At 67.0% G+C, this 24,938-nt stretch carries 17 protein-coding genes and 2 tRNA genes; 6 read left to right on the forward strand and 13 right to left on the reverse strand.

The genetic code is table 11. The annotated features are described in order from the left end of the window. Nucleotides 1–55: 55 nt before the first annotated feature. From SYV04_RS30585 to dnaK, 3 genes are all read right to left on the reverse strand, one after another. Nucleotides 56–2,620, reverse strand: a complete 2,565-nt coding sequence (locus SYV04_RS30585; RefSeq protein WP_321549494.1) for an AAA family ATPase — start codon at nt 2,618–2,620, stop codon at nt 56–58. A gap of 51 nt (nt 2,621–2,671) precedes the next feature. Next, on the reverse strand, nt 2,672–3,079 hold the full coding sequence (locus SYV04_RS30590; RefSeq protein WP_321549495.1) for a thiol-disulfide oxidoreductase DCC family protein: 408 nt from the start codon (nt 3,077–3,079) through the stop codon (nt 2,672–2,674). Nucleotides 3,080–3,215: 136 nt separating this feature from the next. Next, the gene (dnaK, locus tag SYV04_RS30595) at nt 3,216–5,126 is read right to left on the reverse strand and encodes a molecular chaperone DnaK (protein ID WP_321549496.1); all 1,911 of its coding nucleotides are present in this window, start codon (nt 5,124–5,126) and stop codon (nt 3,216–3,218) included. A gap of 369 nt (nt 5,127–5,495) precedes the next feature. Here dnaK and SYV04_RS30600 point away from each other — a divergent pair, with 369 nt between their 5' ends. Next, nucleotides 5,496–6,587: a diacylglycerol/lipid kinase family protein gene (locus SYV04_RS30600; protein ID WP_321549497.1), complete on the forward strand. Its 1,092-nt coding sequence runs from the start codon at nt 5,496–5,498 to the stop codon at nt 6,585–6,587. A gap of 36 nt (nt 6,588–6,623) precedes the next feature. Here the strand turns inward: SYV04_RS30600 and SYV04_RS30605 are convergent, their stop codons facing one another. The 5 genes from SYV04_RS30605 to greB all read right to left on the reverse strand — a co-directional run bounded on the left by SYV04_RS30605 (nt 6,624) and on the right by greB (nt 10,803). After that, nucleotides 6,624–7,382, reverse strand: a complete 759-nt coding sequence (locus tag SYV04_RS30605; protein ID WP_321549498.1) for an SAM-dependent methyltransferase — start codon at nt 7,380–7,382, stop codon at nt 6,624–6,626. An 81-nt stretch (nt 7,383–7,463) separates the two neighbouring features. After that, nucleotides 7,464–7,769, reverse strand: coding sequence for an HP0495 family protein (locus tag SYV04_RS30610; protein ID WP_321549499.1), 306 nt, complete (start codon nt 7,767–7,769; stop codon nt 7,464–7,466). A gap of 30 nt (nt 7,770–7,799) precedes the next feature. Next, on the reverse strand, nt 7,800–9,125 hold the full coding sequence (locus SYV04_RS30615) for a PhoH family protein (RefSeq protein ID WP_321549500.1): 1,326 nt from the start codon (nt 9,123–9,125) through the stop codon (nt 7,800–7,802). Between the two features lie 187 nt (nt 9,126–9,312). Then, nucleotides 9,313–10,254, reverse strand: a complete 942-nt coding sequence (locus SYV04_RS30620) for a deacetylase (RefSeq protein WP_321549501.1) — start codon at nt 10,252–10,254, stop codon at nt 9,313–9,315. Nucleotides 10,255–10,266: 12 nt separating this feature from the next. Beyond that, complete coding sequence (greB, locus tag SYV04_RS30625) at nt 10,267–10,803, reverse strand: transcription elongation factor GreB (RefSeq protein ID WP_321549502.1); 537 nt, start codon at nt 10,801–10,803, stop codon at nt 10,267–10,269. Between the two features lie 182 nt (nt 10,804–10,985). On the opposite strand from greB, the gene SYV04_RS30630 reads away from it, so the two are divergent. From SYV04_RS30630 to hrpA, 5 genes are all read left to right on the forward strand, one after another. Next, nucleotides 10,986–11,058 (forward strand) — tRNA-Lys (locus tag SYV04_RS30630). A 9-nt stretch (nt 11,059–11,067) separates the two neighbouring features. Beyond that, nucleotides 11,068–11,140, forward strand: a tRNA-Glu gene (locus tag SYV04_RS30635). A 791-nt stretch (nt 11,141–11,931) separates the two neighbouring features. After that, entirely contained in the window at nt 11,932–15,939 is a 4,008-nt protein-coding gene (locus tag SYV04_RS30640) for an ATP-binding protein (RefSeq protein WP_321549503.1), read from the forward strand. Continuing rightward, complete coding sequence (locus SYV04_RS30645; protein ID WP_321549504.1) at nt 15,936–16,745, forward strand: hypothetical protein; 810 nt, start codon at nt 15,936–15,938, stop codon at nt 16,743–16,745. The genes SYV04_RS30640 and SYV04_RS30645 overlap by 4 nt, the downstream gene beginning before the upstream one ends. Nucleotides 16,746–17,555: 810 nt before the next feature. After that, the gene (hrpA, locus tag SYV04_RS30650; protein ID WP_321549505.1) at nt 17,556–21,266 is read left to right on the forward strand and encodes an ATP-dependent RNA helicase HrpA; all 3,711 of its coding nucleotides are present in this window, start codon (nt 17,556–17,558) and stop codon (nt 21,264–21,266) included. Between the two features lie 76 nt (nt 21,267–21,342). Here the strand turns inward: hrpA and SYV04_RS30655 are convergent, their stop codons facing one another. The 5 genes from SYV04_RS30655 to SYV04_RS30675 form a co-directional block, all read right to left on the reverse strand. Next, nucleotides 21,343–22,104: a hypothetical protein gene (locus tag SYV04_RS30655; RefSeq protein WP_321549506.1), complete on the reverse strand. Its 762-nt coding sequence runs from the start codon at nt 22,102–22,104 to the stop codon at nt 21,343–21,345. A gap of 95 nt (nt 22,105–22,199) precedes the next feature. Next, on the reverse strand, nt 22,200–22,556 hold the full coding sequence (gene mnhG / locus SYV04_RS30660) for a monovalent cation/H(+) antiporter subunit G (RefSeq protein WP_321549507.1): 357 nt from the start codon (nt 22,554–22,556) through the stop codon (nt 22,200–22,202). Beyond that, the gene (locus SYV04_RS30665; protein WP_321549508.1) at nt 22,553–22,831 is read right to left on the reverse strand and encodes a K+/H+ antiporter subunit F; all 279 of its coding nucleotides are present in this window, start codon (nt 22,829–22,831) and stop codon (nt 22,553–22,555) included. Before SYV04_RS30665 ends, mnhG begins: the two co-directional genes overlap by 4 nt. After that, entirely contained in the window at nt 22,828–23,316 is a 489-nt protein-coding gene (locus SYV04_RS30670; protein WP_321549509.1) for a Na+/H+ antiporter subunit E, read from the reverse strand. Before SYV04_RS30670 ends, SYV04_RS30665 begins: the two co-directional genes overlap by 4 nt. Beyond that, on the reverse strand, nt 23,313–24,929 hold the full coding sequence (locus tag SYV04_RS30675; protein ID WP_321549510.1) for a monovalent cation/H+ antiporter subunit D: 1,617 nt from the start codon (nt 24,927–24,929) through the stop codon (nt 23,313–23,315). Before SYV04_RS30675 ends, SYV04_RS30670 begins: the two co-directional genes overlap by 4 nt. Nucleotides 24,930–24,938: the final 9 nt, after the last annotated feature.

A 24,938-nucleotide genomic window follows, 5' to 3' on the forward strand; every position in this document is an offset into this window, starting at 1 on the left:
CAAGCCCTCCCGAGGGCCGCCTCACGCGGCACGCGAATGTGGCGGGACCCGGAGCTCACGAGGCCGACCGCAGCTCCAGCACGCGCTTGCTGAAGCGCCCGAAGTCCTCGTCGATGCCGCGCAGCTGCTGCGCGAGCTTGCGCGCGGCCTCGCCCAGCTCTCCCTGCATCGCTCCCAGCGTGCCCAGCACGCCCCGGAGCCGCACCAACTCTCCCTCCTTCAGCGCCAGCAGCGGGAAGCGGCTCTTTACCAGCCGCTCGAAGGCGCGCTCCGCCTCGGTGCGCCCCTTGAGCGCCTCCAGCTCCGGCAGCAGCGCGGTGAGCAACTGCGTGAGCCAGCTGCGCAGGTACTTGATGCGGGTGTGGGCGAAGGCCAGCTCGGCCTGGGCCACCGCCTGCCGGACGTTGTCCGAGAGGAATGAGGCCGCCGACGCCTGCCGCGCGAAGGCCAGCTGGCTGTCCAGGCCGAGCAGCGCGGCCAGCTCCCCATCGGGGGCCCGGACCGAGAAGGTGTTGCGATAGAACGCGTAGGCGTCACCGTTGACCACCGCCGAGGGCGCGGGCGGAGGGCTCGCCACGTCTCGCGACATCGAGCGGGCGTGCTCGATGAGGCGGTTCTCCATGGCCTCCCGGCACTCGTGGAGCACGGACTCGGGGGAAAGGCCCTCCTGCCGCAGGTTCTCCGCCACCGTCTGCACGGCCCGAGCGTACTGTTCGATGCGCTCGAAGGGCGTGGTGCTCAGCACCTGCCGGGCATAGGCCATGCCCAGCGGCTGCAACAGCTCCTGCTTCAACCCGGGCTGCGAAGGATCCAGCGACTGCAGCGACTGCTCCAGCTGGGTCAGGCGCCGTGAGTCGGCGGCGAGCGCCTCGAAGGGGTCTCGCCGTGCGGGCCGGGGCGCCTGGAAGGCCGCGGCCGCGCGCCGGCGCAGCGAGGCGACCACGCGGCGGCGCACCGCCATGTCCGCCACCCGCAGCCGCTCCATGGCCGAGGGCGCACCCTCGGAGAGCAACCCCGACAGCGAGGAGACCTGGGAGATCTCCTCCTCCAGGTTGTCGGCCAGGCCCACCAGCCCTTCGATCTTGAGCCCGTCCTCGAACTCCACGCCCTCTGCCGACAGGGCGATCATCTCGAGCATCTGCTCCAGCAGGCGCGCGGTGGCCTCGCACATGGGCGCCAGCTGGGAGCGCAGCTCAGGGACACTCCGGCACAGCTCCAGCACGTCCTTGAAGGCCGACAGCAGCTGGAGCCCGCCGCGTTCCTGGCCACCGACACCCGCGGGCGCCCCGGAGGCGTCCCCCTGCAGGGGAACCATGCCGCGCGCCAGCCGCTGCTCCACCGCCGTGACCAGGCCGCGCGCCGCCCCCAACAGGGGCGCCCGGTTGTCCTGGTGCCGAGGGCCAGGCACGAGCTTCACCAGCAACCGCTGCGCGGTGACGGAGGCCATGCCGGGCTGGAAGTTGCGGGACAGCGCCTCGGCGGCCCCCACATCCTCCGCCGCGTTCAGCGAGCCGGCCTCGCGCTCCACGCCGGAAACGAGCTCGTTGCGCACCTTGGCCAGCGCTTCATCGAAGGTCCGCTGCTCCAGCCGGACGATCTCCAGCTGGGCCCGCTCGCGCGGATCCACCGCCACCTTGAGGAGCGCCTCGGCCTCGGCCGCCGGAGGTCCACCGAGCAGGAAGAACCACCGCAGCGACTCCAGGTCGTCGATCGTCGCCTCGAGCTGGCGATCCGGGCGATGGTAGATCTGGTCGCGCACCACGGCGGCCTTGAGCGCCCACATCGCCTTCACCACCGAGCGCTGGGAGAAGTACTTGGTAGGAACGTAGTCAGGCAGCTTGGCCACCTGGGCCGACAGCGAGCGCTCCAGCCCGTCCGCCAGCAACTCCACGCCCTCGAGGATCTGGCTGGAGACCTTCACCTTGGTGACGGACTCCTGGAGCAGATCGAGCTGCTGCAGGGTGAGCGCGGCGCGAAGATCCGGCCGGGAGCCATGCATGAAGCGGTGGAGCATGGCGGCGCGGCTGGCGCGCCGGGCGAACGACTTGGGCACGAAGGCGATGAAGCTGAGCCGATCCGCGAAGGCCAGCAACAGCTCCGGCGAGCGCGCCAGCACCTCGGAGAGGTAGCGGTTGCTCGTCATGATGGCGCACTCGATCCGCCCGCTCGTCACCCGCCGTCCGTGCTTGAGCTCGCGCTCATGCAGGACGTTGAGGATGGAGCGCAGCAGCATGTCGCGCCCGTCGAACACCTCGTCCAGGAAGGCGTGGACGGCGCCCAGCATGCCGTCATCGGTGATGTACTCGGTGCGCCCCGTCTCGGTGAGCACCTTGAAGTCCACCGGGCCGATGAGGTCCGTCTGCACCGTGGACTCGGCGATCTGCTTGGAGAAGAGCGACGGGCCGCCGGTCTTCTCATCGAGGATGCGCCCCAGCACGGAGCTGGCGATGGCGCTCTTGGCGGTGCCGGGCGGCCCCACCACGAGCACGTGCTCCCGGCACAGCAGGGCCAGCTCGATCTGGGTGAAGAGCGTCTCGCGCTCGAGGTACGTGTCGCGCAGCTCTCCAAAGAAGCGTCGGAAGGCCTGCGCGGCCTGGGGATAGGTCGAGGGCTGGGTCACGGGTAGACGGGCGGAAGCGGGAGGGCGGTCATGTTAGCCCCCCCGTGCCGTCTATTTGAAGTGGACCGCACACGCCCCATCCGGACAGTTGCGCCCAGCGATGCGGAAGCGGTAGCGCGCCACCATCCCATACATGGCGTCCGCGAGCTGCCGCAGCCCCGGCACGTAGTAGATGTATAGGACCTTACCCAGCACTCTGCGTCCGAGTCCCCGGACGATGGCCTCGGCACCCTCGACGACCCGGCCGTCGGCCTGCACGAGCTGCATGGCCGCCTCGCACCGCTCGGGAGAGACCCCGGGAAAGGCGGCGAGCGCCCCCTCCTCCCGGAAGTTGCGCAACTCGGTCCCATGCCCGCCCAGCAGGCGCTTGAGCTCCTTCGAGGCCCCGACACAGATGCGGCAGTGCCCGTCATAGAGGATCACGTCATGCCCCGGGGGCGTGGTCATCAGCACCGTCACGCGTCACCTCGCACCCCCAGTATGTCACCTGCGCGCGCGCTTCTCACGGCAAAGGCACGGGCCCTCCAAAGAGAAAGGGCCGGCGCCCCAGGGGAGCACCGGCCCTTCTCACGCCATCGGCCTCAGGCCGGGCGGACTACGACTGGCGGAACTCGGCGTCCACCACGTCGTCCTTCTTCGGCGTGGCCTGGCTGCCAGGAGCCGCGGACGGACCACCCGCGCCCGGAGGCGGCGGGCCGCCAGCCTGGCCCGTGGCGCGGTACATCTCCTCCGCGATCTTGTAGCTGGCCGCCTGCAGCTTATCGAGCGCGGCCTTGATGGCGTCCTTGTCCTGGCCATCGCGCACCTTGTTGAGCTCGGCCAGGGCCTCCTCGAGCGGCTTGACGTTCTCCGCGGAGAGCTTGTCCTTGTTCTCCTTGAGCATCTTGTCCGCGGCGTACGACTGGCTCTCGGCCTGGTTCTTCAGCTCCACCAGCTCGCGGCGAGCCTTGTCGGCCGCCTCGTTGTCGCGGGCCTGGGCGACCATCTTCTCCACCTCGTCCTTGGCGAGGCCGGACGAGTGGGTGATGGTGACCTTCTGCTCCTTGCTGGTGGCCTTGTCCTTGGCGCTGACGTTGAGGATGCCGTTGGCGTCGATGTCGAACGTCACCTCGATCTGCGGCACGCCGCGCGGCGCCGGCGGCAGGCCCGTCAGGTGGAAGCGGCCCAGGCTGCGGTTGTCGCCGGCCATGTCGCGCTCACCCTGCAGCACGTGGATCTCCACCTGCGTCTGGCCATCGGCGGCCGTGGAGAACGTCTCCGACTTGCGGGTGGGGATGGTGGTGTTGCGCTCGATGAGCTTGGTCATCACGCCGCCCAGCGTCTCCACGCCCAGCGACAGCGGGGTGACGTCCAGCAGCAGGATGTCCTTCACCTCGCCGGAGAGCACGCCGGCCTGAACCGCCGCGCCCACCGCCACCACCTCGTCCGGGTTCACGCTCTCGTTGGGCTTCTTGCCGAACAGGCGCTGCACGGCCTCCTTCACCTTCGGGATGCGCGTGCTGCCACCGACGAGGACCACCTCGTTGAGGTCCTTCACGTCCACGCCCGAGTCCTTCAGGCACTTGCGGCACGGCTCCAGCGAGCGCTCGATGAGGTCGTCGATCATCGCCTCGAACTTGGCGCGCGAGAGCTTGACGTTGAGGTGCTTGGGGCCCGAGGCATCCGCGGTGAGGAACGGGAGGTTGATCTCCGTCTCCATCGCGCTGGACAGCTCGATCTTCGCCTTCTCCGCCGCCTCCTTCAGGCGCTGGAGCACCATCTTGTCCTTGCTGATGTCGAGCCCGGTGTCCTTCTTGAACTCGGTGATCAGCCAATCCATGATCCGGATGTCGATGTTGTCGCCACCCAGGTGCGTGTCGCCGTTGGTGGCGAGCACGTCCACGACGTTCTCACCCACCTCGAGGATGGAGATATCGAAGGTGCCGCCGCCGAAGTCGTAGACGGCGATCTTCTCGTCCTTCTTCTTGTCCAGGCCGTACGCCAGCGCGGCCGCGGTCGGCTCGTTGACGATGCGGCGCACCGTGAGGCCGGCGATCTCACCGGCATCCTTGGTGGCCTGGCGCTGGGCGTCGTTGAAGTACGCCGGAACGGTAATGACCGCCTCGGTCACCTTCTCGCCCAGGTAGTTCTCCGCGGCGCGCTTGAGCTTGAGCAGCACCTGCGCGGAAATCTCCGGCGGGCTGTACTGCTTGCCGTCGATCTCCACGCGCGCGTCGCCGTGCGGCCCACGCACCACCTTATAAGGAACCAGCTTGGCCTCGTCGGTGGTCTCCTCGTGACGACGGCCCATGAAGCGCTTGATGGAGTAGACGGTGCGCTCGGGGTTGGTGATCGACTGGCGCTTGGCGACCTGACCTACCAGCCGCTCTCCGTCCTTGGTGAACGCAACGACCGAAGGCGTGATGCGGCTGCCTTCCTCGTTGACGATGACCTTGGGCTCGCGACCCTCCATGATCGCCACCACGCTGTTGGTGGTGCCCAGGTCGATTCCGATGATCTTGCCCACGGTATCCTCCGGAAACTACTGTGTTTTTCCTGCGAAATCCTGATGTACGACCAACGTAACCACCCAAGGGGGGGTGTCAAACGTGGACACTGGAACCCGAGGCGTCCTGGGTCGCCTGGTCGACGGCCAGGCGCGTCACAGGTTCGCCACCGGACCGTCGAAAGTGCGTAACGCGCTCTACACCGCCGTCACCGTCGGGTAGCAATCAGCAGGGGGGCTGATCGCCATCGAACTCTCTAACTTCTTGAGAAGACTGGAGTCACACCTCCACTGACGCCGCGCGTCAAGGGTTGGCGAGGAAACTGCACTGGGGGGAATGCGGCGCTGCATCGCGTAACGACGCGTTCCGACACCCAGGAGCCCTACCCCATGCTGGTACAGCCTCTTCGCTCCCCGGATCTCCGCCAGGTTCCGACGAGCCCGGCCGCCGAGCCCAAGGTCGCCGTGCTGCTCAATGCCAATGCCCGCAAGGTGGATGCGCGGGTGGTGAAGTCCCTGTCCCACGCCGTGCCGAGTGAGGACCTGTTCCTCTCGCGCTCCGAGCTGGACGCGCGCCGGATCGTCCAGTCGGTGCTGGAGCGGCGCTACCCGGTGGTCTTCACGGGCGGTGGCGACGGGACGTTCATGGGCTTCATCAACGAGTTCCTCCGCCAGACGGAGCCCCGGGGCCGCTTCGCGGGCCACGCCCTGCCGCGCTTCGGCGTGCTGAAGCTGGGCACGCGCAACGCGCTGGCCAACTTCGTCAACGCCTCGAGCACCCGCGGTGACGGCATCCTCCAGGACGTGGTGCGCGCCCGGGCGGGAGACGTGACGGGCTACCGCTCGATGGATCTGGTGATGGTGGACGGGCAGCGCACGCCGTTTGCCGGCCTGGGCGTCGACGGCAAGCTGCTCAACGACTACATCTGGGTGAAGGAGAACCTGGGCAAGGGCTTCTTCAAGCGGATGATGACGGGCAGCGGCGGGTACTTCTCGGCGGTGGCCTTCAAGACGGTGCCGCACTACCTGACGAACTCCACCTGGGTGGAGTGCGAGGTGAAGAACAGCGCCACGCACGCGGCGTACCGCCTGGGCCCCAATGGCAAGCCGGTGGGCGAGCCGCTGGCGCCGGGCGAGGTGCTCTTCCGGGGCAAGCTGATGATGGCCGGCGCGGCCACCATGCCCTACTACGGCTACGGCTTCCGGATGTTCCCGTTCGCCGGGCAGCGGCGCGGGATGATGCACGTGCGGCTGGGCCAGGTTCAGGCCGCCAACGTGCTGGCGAACCTGCCCAAGCTCTGGGAGGGCCGCTGGTTCCCCGAGGGCATCCACGACTTCCACGCGAAGGAAGTGACGATCCGCTTCGAGCGGCCGATGCCCTTCCAGGTGGGTGGCGACGCGGCGGGCTACCGCGAAGAGGTGAAGCTGTCCGTGGCGCCCGAGACCGTGGAGCTGGTGGACTTCCAGGGCTCGGTGAACTGAGCCGGGCGGCGGAAGCGCCCCGCTCTGCCTGGGGCGCTACCCGCGGTCGCGCGAGGCCGGCGGCTTCTCTCCCGGCTCCTTGCGGCGGCCGATGATGAAGGCGTAGCTCACGCCGGCCTTGCCGTTCTGCTCGCGGTGGATGGCGATCTCCTCGCGCACCACCTTGGCCTGCTCCGGAGGAGCGGCGTCCAGGCGCCCTTCGATCTCCCGATACAGGTTGTCCAGCTCGAGATCCGTGAGCGACTCCGCGGACTCGGGCTCGTAGCCTTGCGCCTCCAGCTCCAGCAGCAGCTCGCGCGGCAGCAGGGGCGGCGCACCGAGGCGCTTCTCCCAGAACTCCAGGGCGGCCTTGGCCGTGTAGCGCCCTACCCTCGCCGGGTACGTCATCCCGATGCGCCCTCGCTTCGCCAGCAGCCGGCGCAGCGCGCCCAGGGTCGCGGTCAGGGGGTAGAACACCCGGCCCTGGATGAGGATGGCGTCGAACTCGCTCTCGGGGAGCCCCAGCCGCTCCAGGTCCACGCGCCGTGTCTCCACGCGGTCTCCCAGGCCCAGCGCCCGCACCCGCTCGCGCACCTGGGCGAGCAACGCGTCCTCGGTGTCAGCGGCAACCACCGAGCAGCCCATGTCGCGGGCGAGCAGCACCGCCGCGTTGTTCGGGCCGCAGCCGAGCACCAGCACCCGCGAGCCGGGCTCGAGCTGAGCCACCCGGGCAAAGCGGCGTGTCGCCTCATCGGAGCCGAAGGCCCGCCGGGCATCACCAGGGTAATAGAGCGGGAAGGGCCCGGCCGAACTCATGCAGTCTCGTCTTATACCCAACCCCGGAGGACTTCCAGCACGAGGCCAGGAACTGCCTCCCGCCAGGGCGCCTGGCCTCCCCTAGAGGTAGTAGATGACCCGCTTGTCCTGGTGGAGCTCGGCGTAGATGGCGCGGCGGTGCTCCTCGGACAGCAGGTACACCGAGACGCTCACCGACACGTACTTGCCCTTGCTGCTGGGCTGCTCGCGGATGGAGTCCGGAGAGATCTCCGTGCCCATGAGCCGCTTGAAGAGCGTGCGTACATACTCGGGGAAGTCGTGATCCTTCAGGCCCATCACCTTGAAGGTGTAGACGGCCGGGTACTCGATGAGGGGCTTCTTCTCCTCGCCTTCTGCCGGGGGTGTCCCCCCGCCATCCTTCTTCATGACACGTCTCGTCCGTCTGGCGCGCAGGCTCTAGAGCAGGTTCGCCGCGAGCTCGGCCAGGGCGCTGCGCTCACCCTTGGCCATGGTGATGTGGCCCGCGATCTTCTCGTTCTTGAAGCGGTTGACCACGTGAACGAGGCCATTGTTCGTCGCGTCCACGTAGGGGTTGTCGATCTGGAACGGGTCCCCGGTGAGAACGATCTTCGTGTTGTCGCCCACGCGGGTGATGATCGTCTTCACCTCGTGGGGAGTGAGATTCTGCGCCTCGTCCACGATGATGAACTGGTTGGGGATGCTGCGGCCGCGGATATACGTCAGCGGCTCGATCTCGATGAGCCCCAGGTCCACCAGCTCGTGGTAGCCGCGACCGGCCTTCTTGTCGGCGCGGCTGAGGTTCATCAGGAACTCCACGTTGTCGAAGATGGGCTGCATCCAGGGGTTGAGCTTCTCCTCGACGCTGCCCGGCAGGTAGCCGATGTCCCGGCCGAGCGGGAAGATGGGCCGGCTCACCAGCAGCTTGTGGTACAGGCTCTCCTCCGTCACCTTGTGGAGCCCCGCGGCGATCGCCATCAGCGTCTTGCCGGTGCCCGCCTTGCCCACGATGGTGACGAGCTTGATGTCGTCATTGAGCAGCAGGTCCAGCACGAAGGCCTGCTCCATGTTGCGCGGCCGGACGCCCCAGATGCCCTCCTTGATGGTGCGCAGCAGCGGCACCACCCGGCCCTTGCTCGCGTTGTAGCGGCCCATGGCCGTGTGCGAGGGGTTGATCTCGTCCTTGAGCAGCACGCACTGGTTGGGGAAGAGCGTCTCCTGGACCGAGACCTCCACCTCCGCGCCCGGCTTGTACATCTGGTCCACGGCCTCCCGGGGGACCAGCAGCTCGGTGAAGCCGGTGTACAGCTCGGTGATCTCGACGCGCTCGGTGTCGTAGTCCTCGGCGATGAGGCCCAGCGCGTCGGCGCGGATGCGCAGGTTGGTGTCCTTGGTGATGAAGACGGCCTGGGTGTCCGGCTCCTTCTTCATCAGGCCGATGGCGACCGCGAGGATGCGGTTGTCCATCAGGTTGCCGTCCACCAGGGGCGGCGGCAGCTCATTGGCCGCGTCGGCGAAGCTCACCCGGAGGAAGCCGCCGTTGGGCAGGGGCACGCCCTCCTTCAGCGAGCCCTCGGTGCGGAACGAGTCCAGGTAGCGGGTCACCAGGCGCGCGTTGCGCCCCAGCTCCGACAAGTCCCGCTTGAACTGGTCGATCTCCTCGATCACGTAGATCGGGATGATGACGTTGTGGTCCTTGAAGCTGTAGATGCTGCGCGGATCGTGGAGGAGGACGTTGGTGTCGAGGATGAAGTTCTTCGGCATCGTGGTGGTTGCGACCTCGAATACGGGTGCGACCGCTTGGACGCTGCAGGGACGACCGTCTAACCGACAATATAGACACCCACTCCCAAGGAAACAGCCGCTTTGCGACCGAGGTACAACGCCCGGTGCTGATTTTGGGGTGTCCTGGGTTGAACCTCCCGACGGTGGTTTCGAGTCCCACCCACCCTCAGCCGGCGGCGAGGGGATCGTAGGCCAGCACCTCGGCCACGGCGTCGGGCGGCGGGCCTGGGGGCATGCGCGCCCAGGGGAAACGGTCCTGGAGCGCCTCGAAGTCGATGGTCAGGGCGGGCTGGGAGTGCTCCTTCACGGCGGCCCGCCAGGGCTTGCCCTCGAAGAAGCGCTCGAGGCGGCGTGAGCCGGCCGCCAGCATGGGGGTGGGCGTGAAGCGAACGGGGACGCCCTCCGCTGCGCGCAGACACTCCAATTCCACGGCCCAGGCATGGAACCAGCGGGGCCAGCGATGCCCCGCTCTCCGGAGCGCCAGGAAGCGCCCGTGCGCGGCGCCATCCACGAAGTGGAAGCGGCGGGCGTAGACCCAGGCGGCGGCGAAGGTGGCGGGCGTGAGCGCCATGCCCTCGGCACCCACGCGGCGGGCCATGAGCAGGAGGATCTCGAGGATCTCCGCCGAGAGCGCCAGCCCGGGGTGGTTCTGGTCGGGCATCGGCGGGCGGTTCCAGTCGAAGGAGCGCCCCGGGTGCTGGAGGACGAAGGAGTCCAGATAGAGCAAGGAGCGGGAATCCAGGGGCGGAGGCAACCCTACCTCGGCGCCGGTGACCTTCCGCAGGCAGATGTCCATCGCCGGCGCGTCGTAGCGCAGGCTCCAGAGCACGATTCGGGGTCGGAACGGGTCCTCGAACGTCAGACGAAACTCGAGCGGCCCTACCCCGCGCTCCTGGATGCGCTGGATCACCCCATACTGGCGCAGGGCGTTCTCCAGCCCGTGGCGGCTGTAGACACCAAAGGCGAGCGCCACCCGCTCGTCGCGCGAGTCCAGCCCCAGCTCCTCGAGGCTCAGCGCGTTGTCCTGTCCGGACGCGGACAGATTCTCCGCGCTCAGGCTCTCGTAGATGCGGCGGAATCGCGAGCCTGTCTGCTGCGTCCGCGCCATCGGCCGCCCTCCCTACACGTACTTGATGGAGACGATGGTGAGCTCGATTTCACCCCGGGGCCGCATCACCTCCACGGTGTCTCCGACGGCCTTGCGCAGCAGCGCCTTGCCAATGGGCGACTCGACGCTGATGCGCCCGCCCTGGGTGTCGATCTCGTCCGAGCCGACGATCTGATAGGTGGTGCGTGCGCCGTCCTCGTCCTCGAGCAGGACGGTGGCGCCGAAGTAGACCCGGCCCTGGTCGGTCTGCTCGGCGGGGGTGACGATGGTGGCGGTGTCCAGGCGCTTGGACAGGAAGCGGATGCGGCGGTCGATCTCGCGCAGGCGCTTCTTGCCGTAGATGTACTCGGCGTTCTCGGAGCGGTCGCCCTGGGCGGCGGCGGCGGAGACCTCGGCGGTGACCTTGGGGCGCTCTTCGTTGAGCAGCCGCAAGAGTTCGCGGTGCATGCGCTCGGCGCCGGCCCGGGTGAGGTAGCGGCGGTGGGCTCCCCCCTGCTCCTCGGCATCCTCTTCCTGCTCTTCCTGCTCTGGGGGTACGTCCTGACGCATGCCTCCTGTATAGCGTCCCGGGGGGACAATGGGAGCCACCCGGGCGGGCAGACGTTCACCGGCGAGCGGGACAGCGCTGTCAGGAAGCCGGGCATGCGCGCGCCAGTGGAAGTCCAGAGAGACTGCTGGTAGACAGCCGGCGGTTGTTGCCTGTACGGCCCTTCGCGAAAAAAGAATAGTGCGAGTCGCTAGCTCAGCTGGTAGAGCACCGGCCTTTTAAGCCGAGGGTCGGGGGTTCGAGCCCCCCGCGACTCATTCATAGCCGTCCCCGTCGTCTAGAGGCCCAGGACGCTGGCCTTTCAAGCCGGTAACACGGGTTCGAATCCCGTCGGGGACACTGCAAGCCGGGGCCGGAAGCTGCTGAAATCTCAGCGGCTTCCGGCCCCGGTGCTTTCAGGCTCCTTCTCGTCTCCAGCATGTCTCCAAAACCGGACGCATAGGAAGAACGGAAGGCCTACTGAGGGGTTGCGGGCTGAAGCGGAGGGGCCGAGGAAGAACTCCGACAGGGCCGATCAAGCAGTGCGCCAGGCCGGTGCATAGTCCGGGCAGCCCTTGGGGTACACGCCTGCCCAGGCCGCGCTCCCATGAGGTGCATGGCACGCGCCTAACTCTCTTGGCTAGGGCGGCTTGAGCCTCAACACCACGCGGTCTGAAGGGGGCTCGCACGCCGAGGCCAAGCTCGCACCTGCCGTGGGCAATCCCAGTTGCTCCACAATCGCTCGCCCCTCTCCCGCTTCCTTCACGGCCCCCAAGACCCGCTGCCTGCCTCCACAGGCAGAGCAGGCGAACACGTCGAACGCGAACGTCCCGCGCAGTAGCTTGGCCCAATCCAAGCGGGGCGGCGCTCCATCCTCGGCTTCTCTAACTTCGCCGCAAAGGCCGAGCTCTCCTACTCCAGCCCCGGCTCCTCCCGCGCTTGATGGACAACCCGCACTGGCGCCACTCTGCCCTCGACTACGAGTCGCCCGCCAATTACGAAGAGAAATACCGGGCTGCTGCCTGATCACGAAAGCCCAGAACGCTCTGTGGAGCAGGGGCAACTTCACCTTCGCGTGCGCGGGCTGGAGGACGGGCATCGCGACTACTTGCCTTGGCACCACAACCGGGTGTTCAAGCACGGAGACCATCATGGCTGAGCGCAAGTGGGGTGCGATTGCGAGCGGAGCCACATTCGAGGCCCTCGCGACAACCGTCGTGTTCTTTGAGGATCCAAAGGCCTCGCTGTTCGGCCGACGCGGAAAGGACGGAGGACAGGACGCCCGCTCGGGCGACGGGATCCGAGTCTTTCAAGCAAAGCACCATGAGAGCGGCTCAGCCGCTTCAGCCATTCGCGACGCCAAGAGAGAAGCGGAGAAGATCGAGAAATACCGGCAGCCCGGCCACAGCCGATACGGCCAGTGGAAGGGAGTGAGTCACTGGCGCTTGGTCACGAACGCAACCTTCAATCCCACTGACAAGCAGACCTGGGACGCGGAGGTGGTTCCGCTCTTCGCTAAGCAGGGGCTCGTCGCTGACTACTGGGAGCGCGAGAACCTCAACGCTCTCCTCGACAAGCATCCCGAGATTCACCGCTCCTTCTTCGAGAACGAGGCCCGCGCGTTCCTCTCTGTTCCCGAGATCAAGGAGCGCCTCCCCAACCAGGAGCCGTTCCTTCGCCGCGACGAACTGGGCCCGTTCTGTGGCAGGCAATCGGAGGTGGCTAAGCTACGAGACTTCTTGTTGTCACAGCAGCTCTTCCTAGTCGTTCATGGTGCCGGAGGCATGGGGAAGACCCGGCTTCTCGTCGAAGCTGGCGAAACGATCGCGAGCGAGGGGAAGTGGCAAGTGCTCTGGGCGAACGTCGCGAGCATGGCCGCTTCGGGCGCATGGTTTGACGCCATCGTTCCCGAACGGTCCACTCTTCTCCTCCTCGATGAACCGACGAACGAACTCCTCTTGCAGCAGCTTGCCGAGCAGCTTGGAGGACGACTTGGGCGGGCTGCTCAGTGGAAAGTCGCTGTCGCAGTTCGTTCTCCGAAGGACCCTGTACTCCGGTTCCTGAGAAGTGCCCGGATGAAGTCACGGGTTCAAGAGCTACCGATCGCAGCGCTCCGCTCAGCGGATGCCGAGGCGATGTGTGAAGAACTCCTCAAGGCCGGCCCGCTCGGCAAACTGCCGGAGGAGGATCGCAGAGATGCAGCACGTGAGATCAGCAAGCGATTCTCTCGTCACCCCGTGTGGCTGACCCTTGCGGTGCAACACCTTGAGGACCACGGCAACCTCAAGCAGATTCCCGCTAACGCCACGGATCTCGCTGAGGAGTACCTGCTCGAGATCGAGCGAAGTCAGTCAGATGTGTCACCAGAATCAGTTCGTGACCTGCTGCGATGGGTGGCCCTCGTTGGTACCGTCACCCGAGAAGACGATGCGACCATCAAGATGATCGGAGAGGGCAGCGGGATTGGCTCGGTTGTCGATGTGCGGCAACGACTGGCCTCTCTCGTAGGCCGGCGCGTACTGATCGAGCGCGGGGCACGCAATCGCTTCGTCGAACTGAAGCCTGATGTGCTCCGAGACCATGTGCTTCTTCGGTGGCTATCGACGGTGGTAGGCGGGGCTCAGCCCATCGTAGCATCGGACGATGCGAAAGCACTGCTTGAGTTCGTGCGCAATGCAACGCTTTCCGGATCGCTGAGTGGACTTGGTCGCGCCATCCTCGTCTCTCTTGCTCGGACAGAGTTTCTCCTTCGCCTCTCCGAGTACGACCTGCAGTTCCTTGCCGACTTCTTCACTTCAATTGAGGCATCGGTTTCGTCAATGACCGCAAGTCAGCGCATGAGCCTTGCCGACATCCTCGAAGCAGTCGCGCCGTTTCAACCACGTGCTGCAGCGTCTCTCGTAAAGACGATGCGTGAGACACATGCTGACGACGAGACCGTCGAAGGCATCTTCAGTGCGAAGGTAATTGGGCAGAGTGATGTTGTTCTCTCGCTCGCGTGGCCGTTGTTCCACGGGGCCATGGGCGCGGAGTCCGTTGACGAACGTGAGTCGGTCCTCCGAGAGCTATGCGCCCTTACTGAGGCCGAAGCCGAGTTGGCGCATACTCTGCCGCGCGGTCTCCCCAACGACGGGAAACGTGCTGCTGCACTGGTTGAGAGAGTCCTTGAAGGTGGTCCGCAGTTCTGGAGCGACTACGACGAGACCGCGAAGGCGATTGGCATCGAACTACTGGCTACGCTGACGCAGCATCCGCCGACACGGGGACAAACAGCGTTGCTCAAGGCGCTCATCCAGCCGGTTCTCTCGCTCGAACGGAGACAGACATGGATCGACGAATACACCGTTCACATCCAGACCTTCGCGATCGGGCCTGATCATACAGCGTGGGCTGTAAGGAATGACCTGTTAAACCGGCTGAAGGCGGCATTGTCTTCGGATGGGACACCGGTGGAGAGCCGCATCCAGCTCTGGCACGTGTTCGCCGAGGCGCATCGCGACATCAATCAACTCTGCCGCCGTGGGAAGAGCGACCAGTACTACGCCCTGTTGCTCGACGATCTAATGTGGACGCACGGGCTAATGGCGAGGCGCCGGGCATCCGTGGAGGAGCTCTCTGCTGCGCGTGAGGTCTGGAACTGGCACTATCGGTTTGAGTCGGACCTGAAGCTCAAAGATGCAAGTGTTGAGCTGGAGCGACTGTACGAGGCAAACGATCTCGCAAAGGAGTTTGAGCCTCTTCTGAGCCGCGACGAGTGGGAGCAGAAAGGTCCGCGCGCCTCTCAGAAAGCGACCGCGCTCGCGTCGACCACACGACCCGACGAGATCACGAGGTTCGTTAAGCGCGCGGTGTCCTTTCTTGGCGAGGAGCACAAGCTTTATTCTCTGATGGGAGTTGCTTGGTCCCTGGGTGAGCACGCGGAGTCTCGCGACGTCGTGCGGACTTTCGTGAAGAGCTGCCTCCATCAGTCGGCCGTGTCACCTCAATCAGACTTCGGCGTCACGACGGCCGTGAGCTGGGTCGCGACGGTACGGAAAGGGCTTCATCCTGAGCGGGCGCACATCCTCGTAAACGAACTCTTGGCTGAGTGCGGTAGCGACGACCAGCGTGCGAACCTGCTGCAGCACATCTACGGGCGCGTCCCGAAACTGCGTGACGTCGGAGAGTTCACAGCCGACGAGCACACCCTTCTTAGGGGATCCCGCCTTCTGTTCACGAGCACGGGGCGCGACGTGGCGTTCATCGCTGCTCTCGCGCTCACCCTGAATCACGATTGGCCCCGGCTTCAGCCCCTGCTTGAGGACGTCCTCCGCTCGATTCCTCCCGAACGACAGCCCCAGGCGGTGCGTGCCCTCGTGGATGCGGTCTACTGGGCTGTGCGAGAAGACGACCCATCGAGGCGTCCAAGTGGCCTCGCCGAGTGGCTGCTGGATCAGCTCCTCACCCTTCCAGATTTCGACGACCTCCGTGGCGACGGAGAATGGAACCTCGCGGAGATCCTTAAGCGTGTCGGATACGTCCGCGTAAGTTGGCTGCCCGAAGCACTCGCACGTCGGCGTGATCAAGAGGCATCGCGAGCCGACGACCACAAAGCGCGGGCGGTCAGCTACCACGCGCGCATCAGCAAGTACGTTCGTAGGGTAACGGTCGCCGACGTCAACGACGCTGCAGTAAAGAAGACGGTAGACGACTTGCTTACCTTCGTGAACGACAACAGCAGCGTGGGCTATCACCTGCCTGAAGTGCTGAGGGACATAGACCCTGAAGGATTTCTCGTGCCCGAAGCCGTGGCAGCCCAGTGCCAAGCTGGTGGTGACTCCGAGTTCGCCCGGCGCCTTGCGCGCATCGGCGGTGCATATGCAGTCAACAGTGCTCCATGGAGAACGATCGCCGCAGCGACGATCCGTGCAGGCACGTTCCACGGCGCAGATGCTCTCCGTCCGATCTACGGCGCACTCGGTGTACGAGGAGTTCGTTCGTGGTCGGGGACCCCAGGCGAGGTGCCTCCAATCTTCGTGGAGGCGGTCGATGAGGCTCAAGCTGCCCTCAACGCCGAAGCCGACGAATATCTTCGGCCGTACTGGCAATTCCGCCTTTCCATCGCGGAGGCGGATTTGCGTGAGCAGGAGCAGGACGCGAAAGAGGAGCGCGGCGAATGAGCAAGTCACTTGAGCAGCGTCTTCGAGACGCGAAGGCGGTGCTTGACAAGGTCGATGGAGCGACAACCCGCCATGTCGGCAAGTTGGCTCCCGATGTCGAAAAGCAGTTCAAGACAATTGCAGCGTTCGCCTCCGACGTCGATCATTGGATTGGCATGCTCGCCGCACGATCGGCTGCGCATGCACTGCTGACGGGCCTCGAAGGACACGCCGATGCCAACGATGACGTCCCTCTCGGCGCAGCGCGGGCGAAGTACCAGCATGTTCGCTTGATCGGTGTGCAGGCTTACCTTGCAACAAAATGGGCGTTGGCCGACCGTCTCGTCGGCATGGCTGGGCATGTTCTCTGCGTCCGTAATTCATTGCAGGATCCCAAGAATCTCCCTCAGCTCGTATCGCACTTCATTGGGAGTAAGGGACCGGATTCCAAGACTGCCGCCGTCGCGTTCTATTCGCTCCGGCAATCATTCGGTTGGCCTATCGCAGTCTCCTACGCTCTTCGGAACCACTTCGTTCACGACGGGGGTCAGCTCAATGGGGTGGACTTCTTCGACGGGCCCACAGCCGGAGCGGGCTTCAAGATTTCAACGGATGGATGGGCGCGAATCGAGGAGAGGGCGAAGTCCTACGGCGTCGAGCCCACTCATCACCGGGTAGGGGCTGCATGGAAACCATCGGCTGGCGACGACCTGAGGGCGGTCTTGGATGTATGCGAGCGAGAGACGGATGACGCGCTTGGGGTACTTGTTGGTTCGGCCTGCCATTCGATCATGGCGCACGTCGGCTTCGTGCTCGGAGAGGATTGACCTTCATTGAGCATACATAGGAAGGATGGAAGGCCTATTGAGGGTGGCGGGCTGAAGAGGAGGGGCCGAGGAGGGCCTCTGACAGGGGCAGCCCAAGCAGTGCGCCAGGCCGGTGCATAGGCCGGACAGCCCTTGGGGTACACGCCTGCCCAGGCCGCGCTCCCATAGGGTGCATGGCACGCGCCTAGCTCTCTTGGCTAAGGCGGCTTGAGCCTCAACACCGCGCGGTCTGAGGGGGCTCGCGCGCCGGGGCTAGGCTCGCACCTGCCGTGGGCAATCCCAGTTGCTGCAGCGTGGCCAAGTTCTCCCGCACCGCCTCGTACAATACCGTCCCCTCCGACTGCCGCCGCCGGTACTCCCTCCCGCGCTCCTCCACCTGCCCCTCCCCAGCCACACCTCGCCAGGGCACGCGCTACAGTTGGGCTCACACGAACTTTCCTGGAGGACCGTGCTCCCCTGGTCCCGTCTCCAAAATGTCTCCAAAACTGGAGGGAACTCCGGGTGGCAGGTGGGACTGCCGGAGACTCCCCGTGGACTCGAAGTGCCCGGATTCATTCACGATTGGGCGAAAGGCGTGCGCCGTCGCGGGTTTAGGACACCCCTCCTCCACGGGTTCGAATCCCGTTGGGGACACTGCAAGCCGGGGCCGGAGGCCGCTGAGAAATCAGTGGTTTTCGGCCCCGGTGCTTTCCGGCTCCCGCTTGTCTCCAGACACACCCCTGCCCTGCGCAGGCGACCGGTCGGCTTGGGCTCTTGCCCACACGATTCGTCAGGGGCGGAGCGTGCGCTTCAGTGTTAGGCCATGCGGCCATGTCCGGCGACTCACCCGTCCCCAACCCCGGCGGCTTGCCCACCCTGCACTTCCCCCCCGAGCTCCCCATCTCGAGCCGGGTGGAGGACATCACTGCGGCCATCACCGCCCATCAGGTGGTCATTGTCGCGGGGGCCACCGGCTCGGGGAAGACGACGCAGCTGCCGAAAGTCCTGCTCGCCATGGGGCGCGGCCGCCCGCGCCAGATTGGCGTCACCCAGCCCCGGCGTATCGCCGCGACGAGCGTGGCGGCGCGCGTGGCACGCGAACTCGGCACGGAGCTGGGCACGGACGTCGGCTACCAGATTCGCTTCGAGGACCGCTCGTCCCGGCAGACGGCCGTGAAGTTCATGACCGACGGGGTCCTGCTCGCGCAGATTCACAGTGACCCGCTCCTGAGCCGCTATGACACGGTCGTGCTCGACGAGGCCCACGAGCGCAGCCTCACCATCGACTTCCTGCTCGGGTGGCTCAAGCGCATCCTCCCCAGGCGCCCCGACCTCAAGGTGGTGGTGAGCTCGGCCACCATCGAGACCGAGCGCTTCTCGCAGTTCTTCGGGGGGGCTCCGGTCATCCAGGTGGAGGGCCGTACCTTTCCGGTGGACGTCCTCTACGAGCCGCCCCCCGAGGACGCCGAGCTCGCCGACTCCGTCGCCGATGCGGTGGCGAACGTGCTCTCGCTCGACCCGGACGGGGACGTCCTCGCGTTCCTCCCCGGGGAGCGGGAGATCCGCGAGGCCGAGAATGCCCTGAACGCGCGCGAGCTCCGCGGCACGGTGGTGCAGCCCCTGTATGCGCGCCTGTCGGCCGCCGAGCAGTCGCGCGTCTTCGCCACCATCCCCGAGCGCCGGGTCATCCTCGCCACCAACGTCGCGGAGACGTCGGTCACCATCCCGGGGATCGTGTACGTCGTGGACACGGGGGTGGCGCGCCTGTCGCGCTACGACCCACGCTCGGGCACCACGCGCCTGCACATCGAGCCAATCTCCCAGGCCAGCGCCGACCAGCGCAAAGGGCGCTGCGGACGCGTGCGCGAGGGGATCTGCGTGCGCCTCTACGACGAGGCGAGCTTCACCACGCGGCCCGCCTTTACCGACCCGGAAATCAAGCGCACCGGGCTCGCGGGGGTCATCCTGCGGATGAAGTCCCTCGGCCTCGGTGACGTCGAGGACTTCCCCTTCCTCGACCCGCCCCAGCCGAGGGCCATCGCCGAAGGCTGGCGGGTGCTCGAGGAGCTCGGGGCCATCGAGGGCAAGGATCGCACCTTGACGCCGCTCGGGCACCAGCTCGCGCGCTTCCCGGTGGACCCGCGCATCGCGCGGATGATTCTCGCCGGCGCCGAGTACGGGTGCCTGGACGAGGTGCTCATCGTCGCCGCGGCGCTCAACCTGCAGGACCCGCGCGAGCGGCCACGGGAGCTCGCGCAGAAGGCGGACGAGTTGCACCGGCGCTTCCGTGACGAGCACTCGGACTTCACGGGGCTCCTCAAGCTGTGGGCGTTCGTGCGCGAGGCCGAGGGCCGGGGGACGTCCCATCTGCGGCGCGTGTGCCGGGACAACTTCCTGTCCTTCCTGCGGGTGCGCGAGTGGCGAGACGTCCAGCGCCAGCTCGAGGAGACCGTCCGCGAGCTGCGCCTGCCACGCAAGGGCCAAGGCGCCCCGGCGCGCGGGGACGTCCTGCACCAGGCGCTCCTCACCGGGCTGCTGTCCCGCATCGGCCAGTGGAATCCGGAGCAGCGCCACTATACGGGCGCGAAGCAGACGCGCTTCATGGTTCACCCCTCGTCGGCGCTCGCGAAAAAGCCCCCTGCCTGGGTGATGGCGTTCGAGCTCGTGGAGACGTCCCAGCTGTTCGCGCGCACCGTGGCGAAGCTCGACCCGGAGTGGCTCGCGGCGGCGGCCCCCCACCTGCTCAAGCGCAGCTACTCCGAACCGCACTGGTCGGAGAAGTCCGCGCGCGCCGTGGTGAAGGAGAACGCGACCCTCTTCGGGCTTCAGGTCTTCAAGGAGCGCCCCGTGGCCCTGGCTAGCATGGACCCCGCCCGGGCACGGCTGATGTTCCTCGAGCATGCCCTGGTGCGCGGCGAGTACCGCACCCGGGGGGCGTTCCAGGAGAAGAACCGCCAGGTGCTCGAGCGCGTGGCGCGCCTGCGGGACAAGGCCCGGCGCAGCGAGCTGCTCGACAACGAGGCGCTGCTGACGTTCTTCGACCAGCGCCTCCCGGCGGACGTGACGGACGGAGCGAGCTTCGAGACCTGGCGCCGCAAGGCCGAGGCGACCGACCGCGACGTGCTCGTCCTCTCGATGGAGGATGCCCTCTCGCACGACCCGGGCCTGTCCCCGGCGCACTACCCGGACGCCATCACCCTGCACGACGCGTCCGTGCCGGTGACGTACACCTTCGACCCCGCGGCCGAGGACGACGGCATCACCCTGAGCGTGCCGCTGCTGCTGCTCGCCCAGCTGGTCCCGGGTGAACTCGACTGGACCATCCCCGGGTGGCAGCGGGAGAAACTCACCGCCCTGATCGAGCAGCTCCCCCGCGCCCAACGCAAGCAGCTGGGGCCGGTGCCGGACCTGGTCGCCCGTCTCGAGAAGGAACTTGTGCCCTTCCGTGGGCCGATGATTCCAGCGCTCGCGCGTGCGGTGTCCCGGTTGTGCGGCGTGGACGTGCCCGAGGAGTCCCTCCGGGCGGATGCCGTGGCGCCGTACCTGCGCACCACGATCCGGGTGCTCGACGAACGGGGAAAGGAGCTCGCGCGGAGCCGCGACGCCGACGCGCTGCTCGATGAGTACGGGGGACGAGCACGGGCGGCGCTGCGCAGCGCGGCACCGGCTTCGGACTGGGAGCGCAAGGGGCTGACGGCCTGGACCTTCGGCGAGCTGCCCCCCGTGGTCACCCGGCGGGTCGGCGGGCTCGCGCTCCGCAGCTACCCCGCGCTCGTAGACCGGGGCGCTACCGTGGACCTGGTGCTGCTCGAGACATCCTCCGCGGCCGACGCGGCCACGCGCACGGGAGTCCGCCGGCTCTTGATGCTCGCCGCGCGCGGACACGTGGCCGTCAGCGCCGCGCGCATGCCACTGCCCTTCCCGTCCCTGGACAGTGCGCCGCCCGCGCGGGGCCAAGCCGACGCCTTCCGGGCGCTCGTCCTCGCACGCAGCGTCGATGATGCGTTCAAGCTCGCACCGGGTGCGCCGCTGCCCCGCACGCAGGCGGCCTTCGAGGCGCTGGTCCGTGAGGGCTCACCGCGCATCGAGCGTGCGGCCCGGGACTGGGCGGGCGCCGTCGTTGCCACCTCCTCGGAGCTCGCTGCGACGCTCGCTGCACTCAAGGCAGCCTCAAAGGGGCCAAGCGGCGCGGCGGCCGTGCGGGACATCCGCTCGCAGCTCGGGCACCTGTTCCCCGCGAACCTCATCGAGTGGATTCCCTTCGTGCGCCTGCTGAACTACCCGCGCTACCTCCGCGCGGCCCAGGCACGGCTGTCGCGTGCGGTGGCGAACCCTGGCAAGGACGCAGGGAAGGCCGCGCCCTTCACCCCCCTGTGGGAGACCTTCCTCGCCAGGCGCGCCACCGTGCGTAACCAGGAGGCGGCGCAGGATCTGCGGTGGGCCTTCGAAGAGCTCCGCGTGGCCATCTTCGCTCCGGAGGTGACGACGCCCGTGTCTGTGACGGTGGCGAATGTCGGCGCGGCCCTCGCGGCGCTGCGCTAGAAAAAACTGGGGCCGGAAGCCGCTGAACACTCAGCGGTTTCCGGCCCCGGTGCATTTCAGGCTTCAGCGCGTCGAACTACTCCGAGTAGTCATACCGGGCGACGAGCTTCCAGTTGCGGTTGTAGGTGTGCCGCATGGAGAACCAGCCGCTGTGGCAGCTGCCGCTGTTGCTGGCGATGTAGCCGTAGACGAAGCCGTTGTGGACGCGGGCTTCGAGGCGAGGCGTGCCGGGGTTCTCGCAGGTCTGGGTGATGCGGACGGCCTGGTAGGCGGCCTCGGCGAGCACTTCCTCCTGGCCCTCGAAGTCGTAGAGCGAGTGGACGATGTTGCCGGTAAAGGTGGCGAGCTGGCTGGCCTGCTGGGCGTCGCTCTGCGTGAGGAAGGACTGCAGGTGGGCCAGCGTGGTGGCCTCGGAGGTGATCGAGCCGACGAGGCGGTGAACCGCGCCGTCATTGTCGGAGAGCGCGGCACGGATGGCGGTGATGCCGGCCGAGCCCTGGTACACGGAGGTGTCGCCCCAGGTGAAGCTCAAGGCGCTGCCAGCGGTGTAGGCGCTGAGCGCGCAAGAGCCGCCGGCGCCGGCGGGCACGACGAGGATGATCTTACGGAGGCGGTGCTCGGGGTTCAGGAGGGCAATGCACTCGTTGCCGGCGACGCCGTCGTAGTTAGCGGCCGGGCGCACGGCCTCTACGATGTTGTGAACGCGGAACGCGGGATCCGTGGCCTGCTGCTCGATGGCCTGGAGGGTGTCCGTGTCCGTGTCCGTCTCTGGGCCGAGACAGCCGGCAGCGAGGGAGGACGCGAGGAGGAGGGAAGAGAGGCGGAGAGAGGTGTGCATGGCCGCGGAAGGTAACACGCGTAATTCGATTGATCCCGCACATTCATTCATAACGGGAGAACCCCTTCGGCGCCGCGGAGAGCGTTACACAAGCGTCACACAGAGGGGGGTTCGTCCACGGTGGGCACTGGAATTTCCGTGCCGCGCAGGCGACCTCTGAACACCGCGGCGCGCATCAGGAACACGGTGGTGACCGGTCCGGTGAGTCCCATGAACACCGCGATGAGCAGCGCATGGACGTAGAGCTGCCCGTTCTCGAAGGAGACCTGCACCACTGTCGCGAGGGTGAGGCACCAGGTTCCCAGGGTCGCGCCCAAGGTAGGCGCGTGGACGCGCTGGAAGAAGCTCCGCAGGCGCAGAACCCCGAACGATCCGATCAGCGCCGCCAGCCCGCCGAGCGCCGCGAGCAGCCCCGTCACCGCATCCACCCACAGAGACGCCGACGCGCTCATTCGATGACCTCTCCGCGCAGGAGGAACTTGGACATCGCCGTGGAGCCCACGAACCCGAACAGGGCGATCAGGAGGGCCGCCTCGAAGTAGGAGCTGCTGCGGTAGATGAGCCCCAGCGAAAGGATGACCAGCATCGTGTTGACGTACAGGCAGTCGAACGCCAACACGCGGTCCTCCGCCCTGGGCCCGAGAATCATTCGTGCGAGGGCCAGCATCATCGCGAGGGTGAGGCAGCCAAGGGCGAAGGCCAACGGCCAGGAGAGCAGCGGGCTCATTCGAAGATCTCCTTGAGCGGACTTTCATAACGACGCTTGATGAGCGCCACCAGGTCCGCCTCGTTCTGAATGGCGAGGACGTGCAACAACAGGACGCGATTATCCGCCGAGAGCTGGGCCCAGGCAGTGCCTGGCGTGAACGTGACGATCATCGCCAGCGCGGCCAACCCGTTCGGATCCCGCAGCTCGAGCGGAACGTGGACGAAGCCAGAGCGGATGTCGCGCGAGCGTCGCGTGAGGATCGCCCAGGCCACCTCGACGTTCGACCACAACATCTCGAGCAAGACCCGGCCGAACAGGTGTGCCATGACGAGCGGCCTGCGCAACCGCACCGGCGCCGGCCTGAGTTTCGCGGTCACCGCGGGCCAGAAGATCGCCAGGATGGCGCCGAGCACCAGTGTCCCCGCGCTCAACGACTGCATGAGCAGGATCCAGAGCAGGAACAGCGCCACCGAGAGCACGGGGGACGGCAGGAGCCACTTCATCGCGCGGCCTCCTGCGCCGGGGGCGGCGGCCGCACCGGGGCACCAAGGACCGCGTCGATGTACCCGCGGCGATCATAGAGGGACTGCGCCGTCACACGCGCGAGATCCATCGTGGGGGCAGCCGCGATCGTCAGCGCTCCGCACGCGGCGAGGAGTGCCACCACCGGGAATCCCTCCGCCGCCCGGACCCGGGGCGGCGCGCGCTGCATCTCCGACCAGAAGGTGCGGATCCCCGTTCGCGTGAGCGCGATGAGGACGAGCAGCCCGGAACCCAGTAGCCCGCCGGTGAACAGCCAGGCACGGGTGGGAACGCTCCCGGCCTCTTCACGCACCGCGAGCGCCGCCGACAACATGCCGAGCTTTCCGATGAAGGTGGACAGGGGGGGCAGGCCGGAGAGGAGCAGCGCGCAAGCGACGAATGCCAGCGCCATCAAGGCGGTGGACACGGGGAACGGCAGCGCGACGAGCGGCTCCTCCTCGTCATCGAGGTTGACGTCCTGCGCTTCGAGCGTCGCGCTCAGGAAGGGCGCTTCGTCCACGACGGTGGCGCCCGCGCGCCAGCGCTCCACGATATCGACGAGCAGGAAGAACACGCAGGAGGCGAGCGTGGAGCTCACCAGGTAGAACACCGCGCCGCCGAGGACAGCCTGCTCGCCAAAGCCAAGCGCCGCCAGGAGCGTCCCAGCGGAGACCACCACCCCCCAGGCCGCCTGAGCAGCGAGCCGATGCGAGGCGATCATCCCGAGGGCCGCGAGCACCGAGGTGACCAGCCCGAACACGAACAACCCGTCCGCGCCAAATCCCGCCAGCGGTCCCCCGGCGAACATCAGCGTCCAGAGCCGCACCAGCGCGTAGATGCCGACCTTCGTCAGCACGGCGAACAGCGCCGCCACGGGTGGAGTCGCCGACGCGTAGGCGGGGACGAGCCAGAAGTTGAGCGGCCAGGCCGCCGCCTTGGCCAGGAAGGCCACCGCGAGGATGGCCGCTCCCGCGTCGATGAGGTGCCGATTGGCCACCGCCCCCTCGGACAGGCGCGCGGAGAGCTCCGCCATGTTGAGCGTCCCCGTGATGCCGTAGATCATCGATACGCCGATGAGGAAGAGGGACGAGGCGGCGAGGTTGATGGCCACGTAATGCACACCCGCTCGGACTCGCGGTCTTCCGGCCCCATGCAGCAACAGGCCGTAGGAGGCGGCGAGCAGGATCTCGAAGAAGACGAAGAGGTTGAAGACGTCTGCCGTGAGGAACGCGCCAGACAGCCCCATGAGCTGCAGCTGCGAGAGCGGGTGGAAGTGAACGCCCGCGCGGTGCCAGCGCACGGCGGCGAAGGACAAGGCACAGGCGCCGAGGACCCAGGTCAACACCAGCATCACGGCCGAGAAGCGATCCACCGCGAGCGCGATCCCGAAACGCGCCGGCCAGTTGCCGGGCAGGTAGGCCACGACGCCGTATTCCTGTACCCACACCAGCAGCGCCGCCGCGACGGCGAGCCCCAGGACCGCGGAGATCATCCCCAGCACCAGCTTGGCGGGGCGCTTCCCCTCCCCCAGGAGGAGCATTGTCGCCGCCGTCAGCATCGGTAGGAGGATGGGCGCCACAATCAGGTGTGGCATCAGAGCTTG

It is taken from the genome of Hyalangium ruber, assembly GCF_034259325.1.
In the GTDB taxonomy this organism is placed as follows: domain Bacteria; phylum Myxococcota; class Myxococcia; order Myxococcales; family Myxococcaceae; genus Hyalangium_A; species Hyalangium_A rubrum.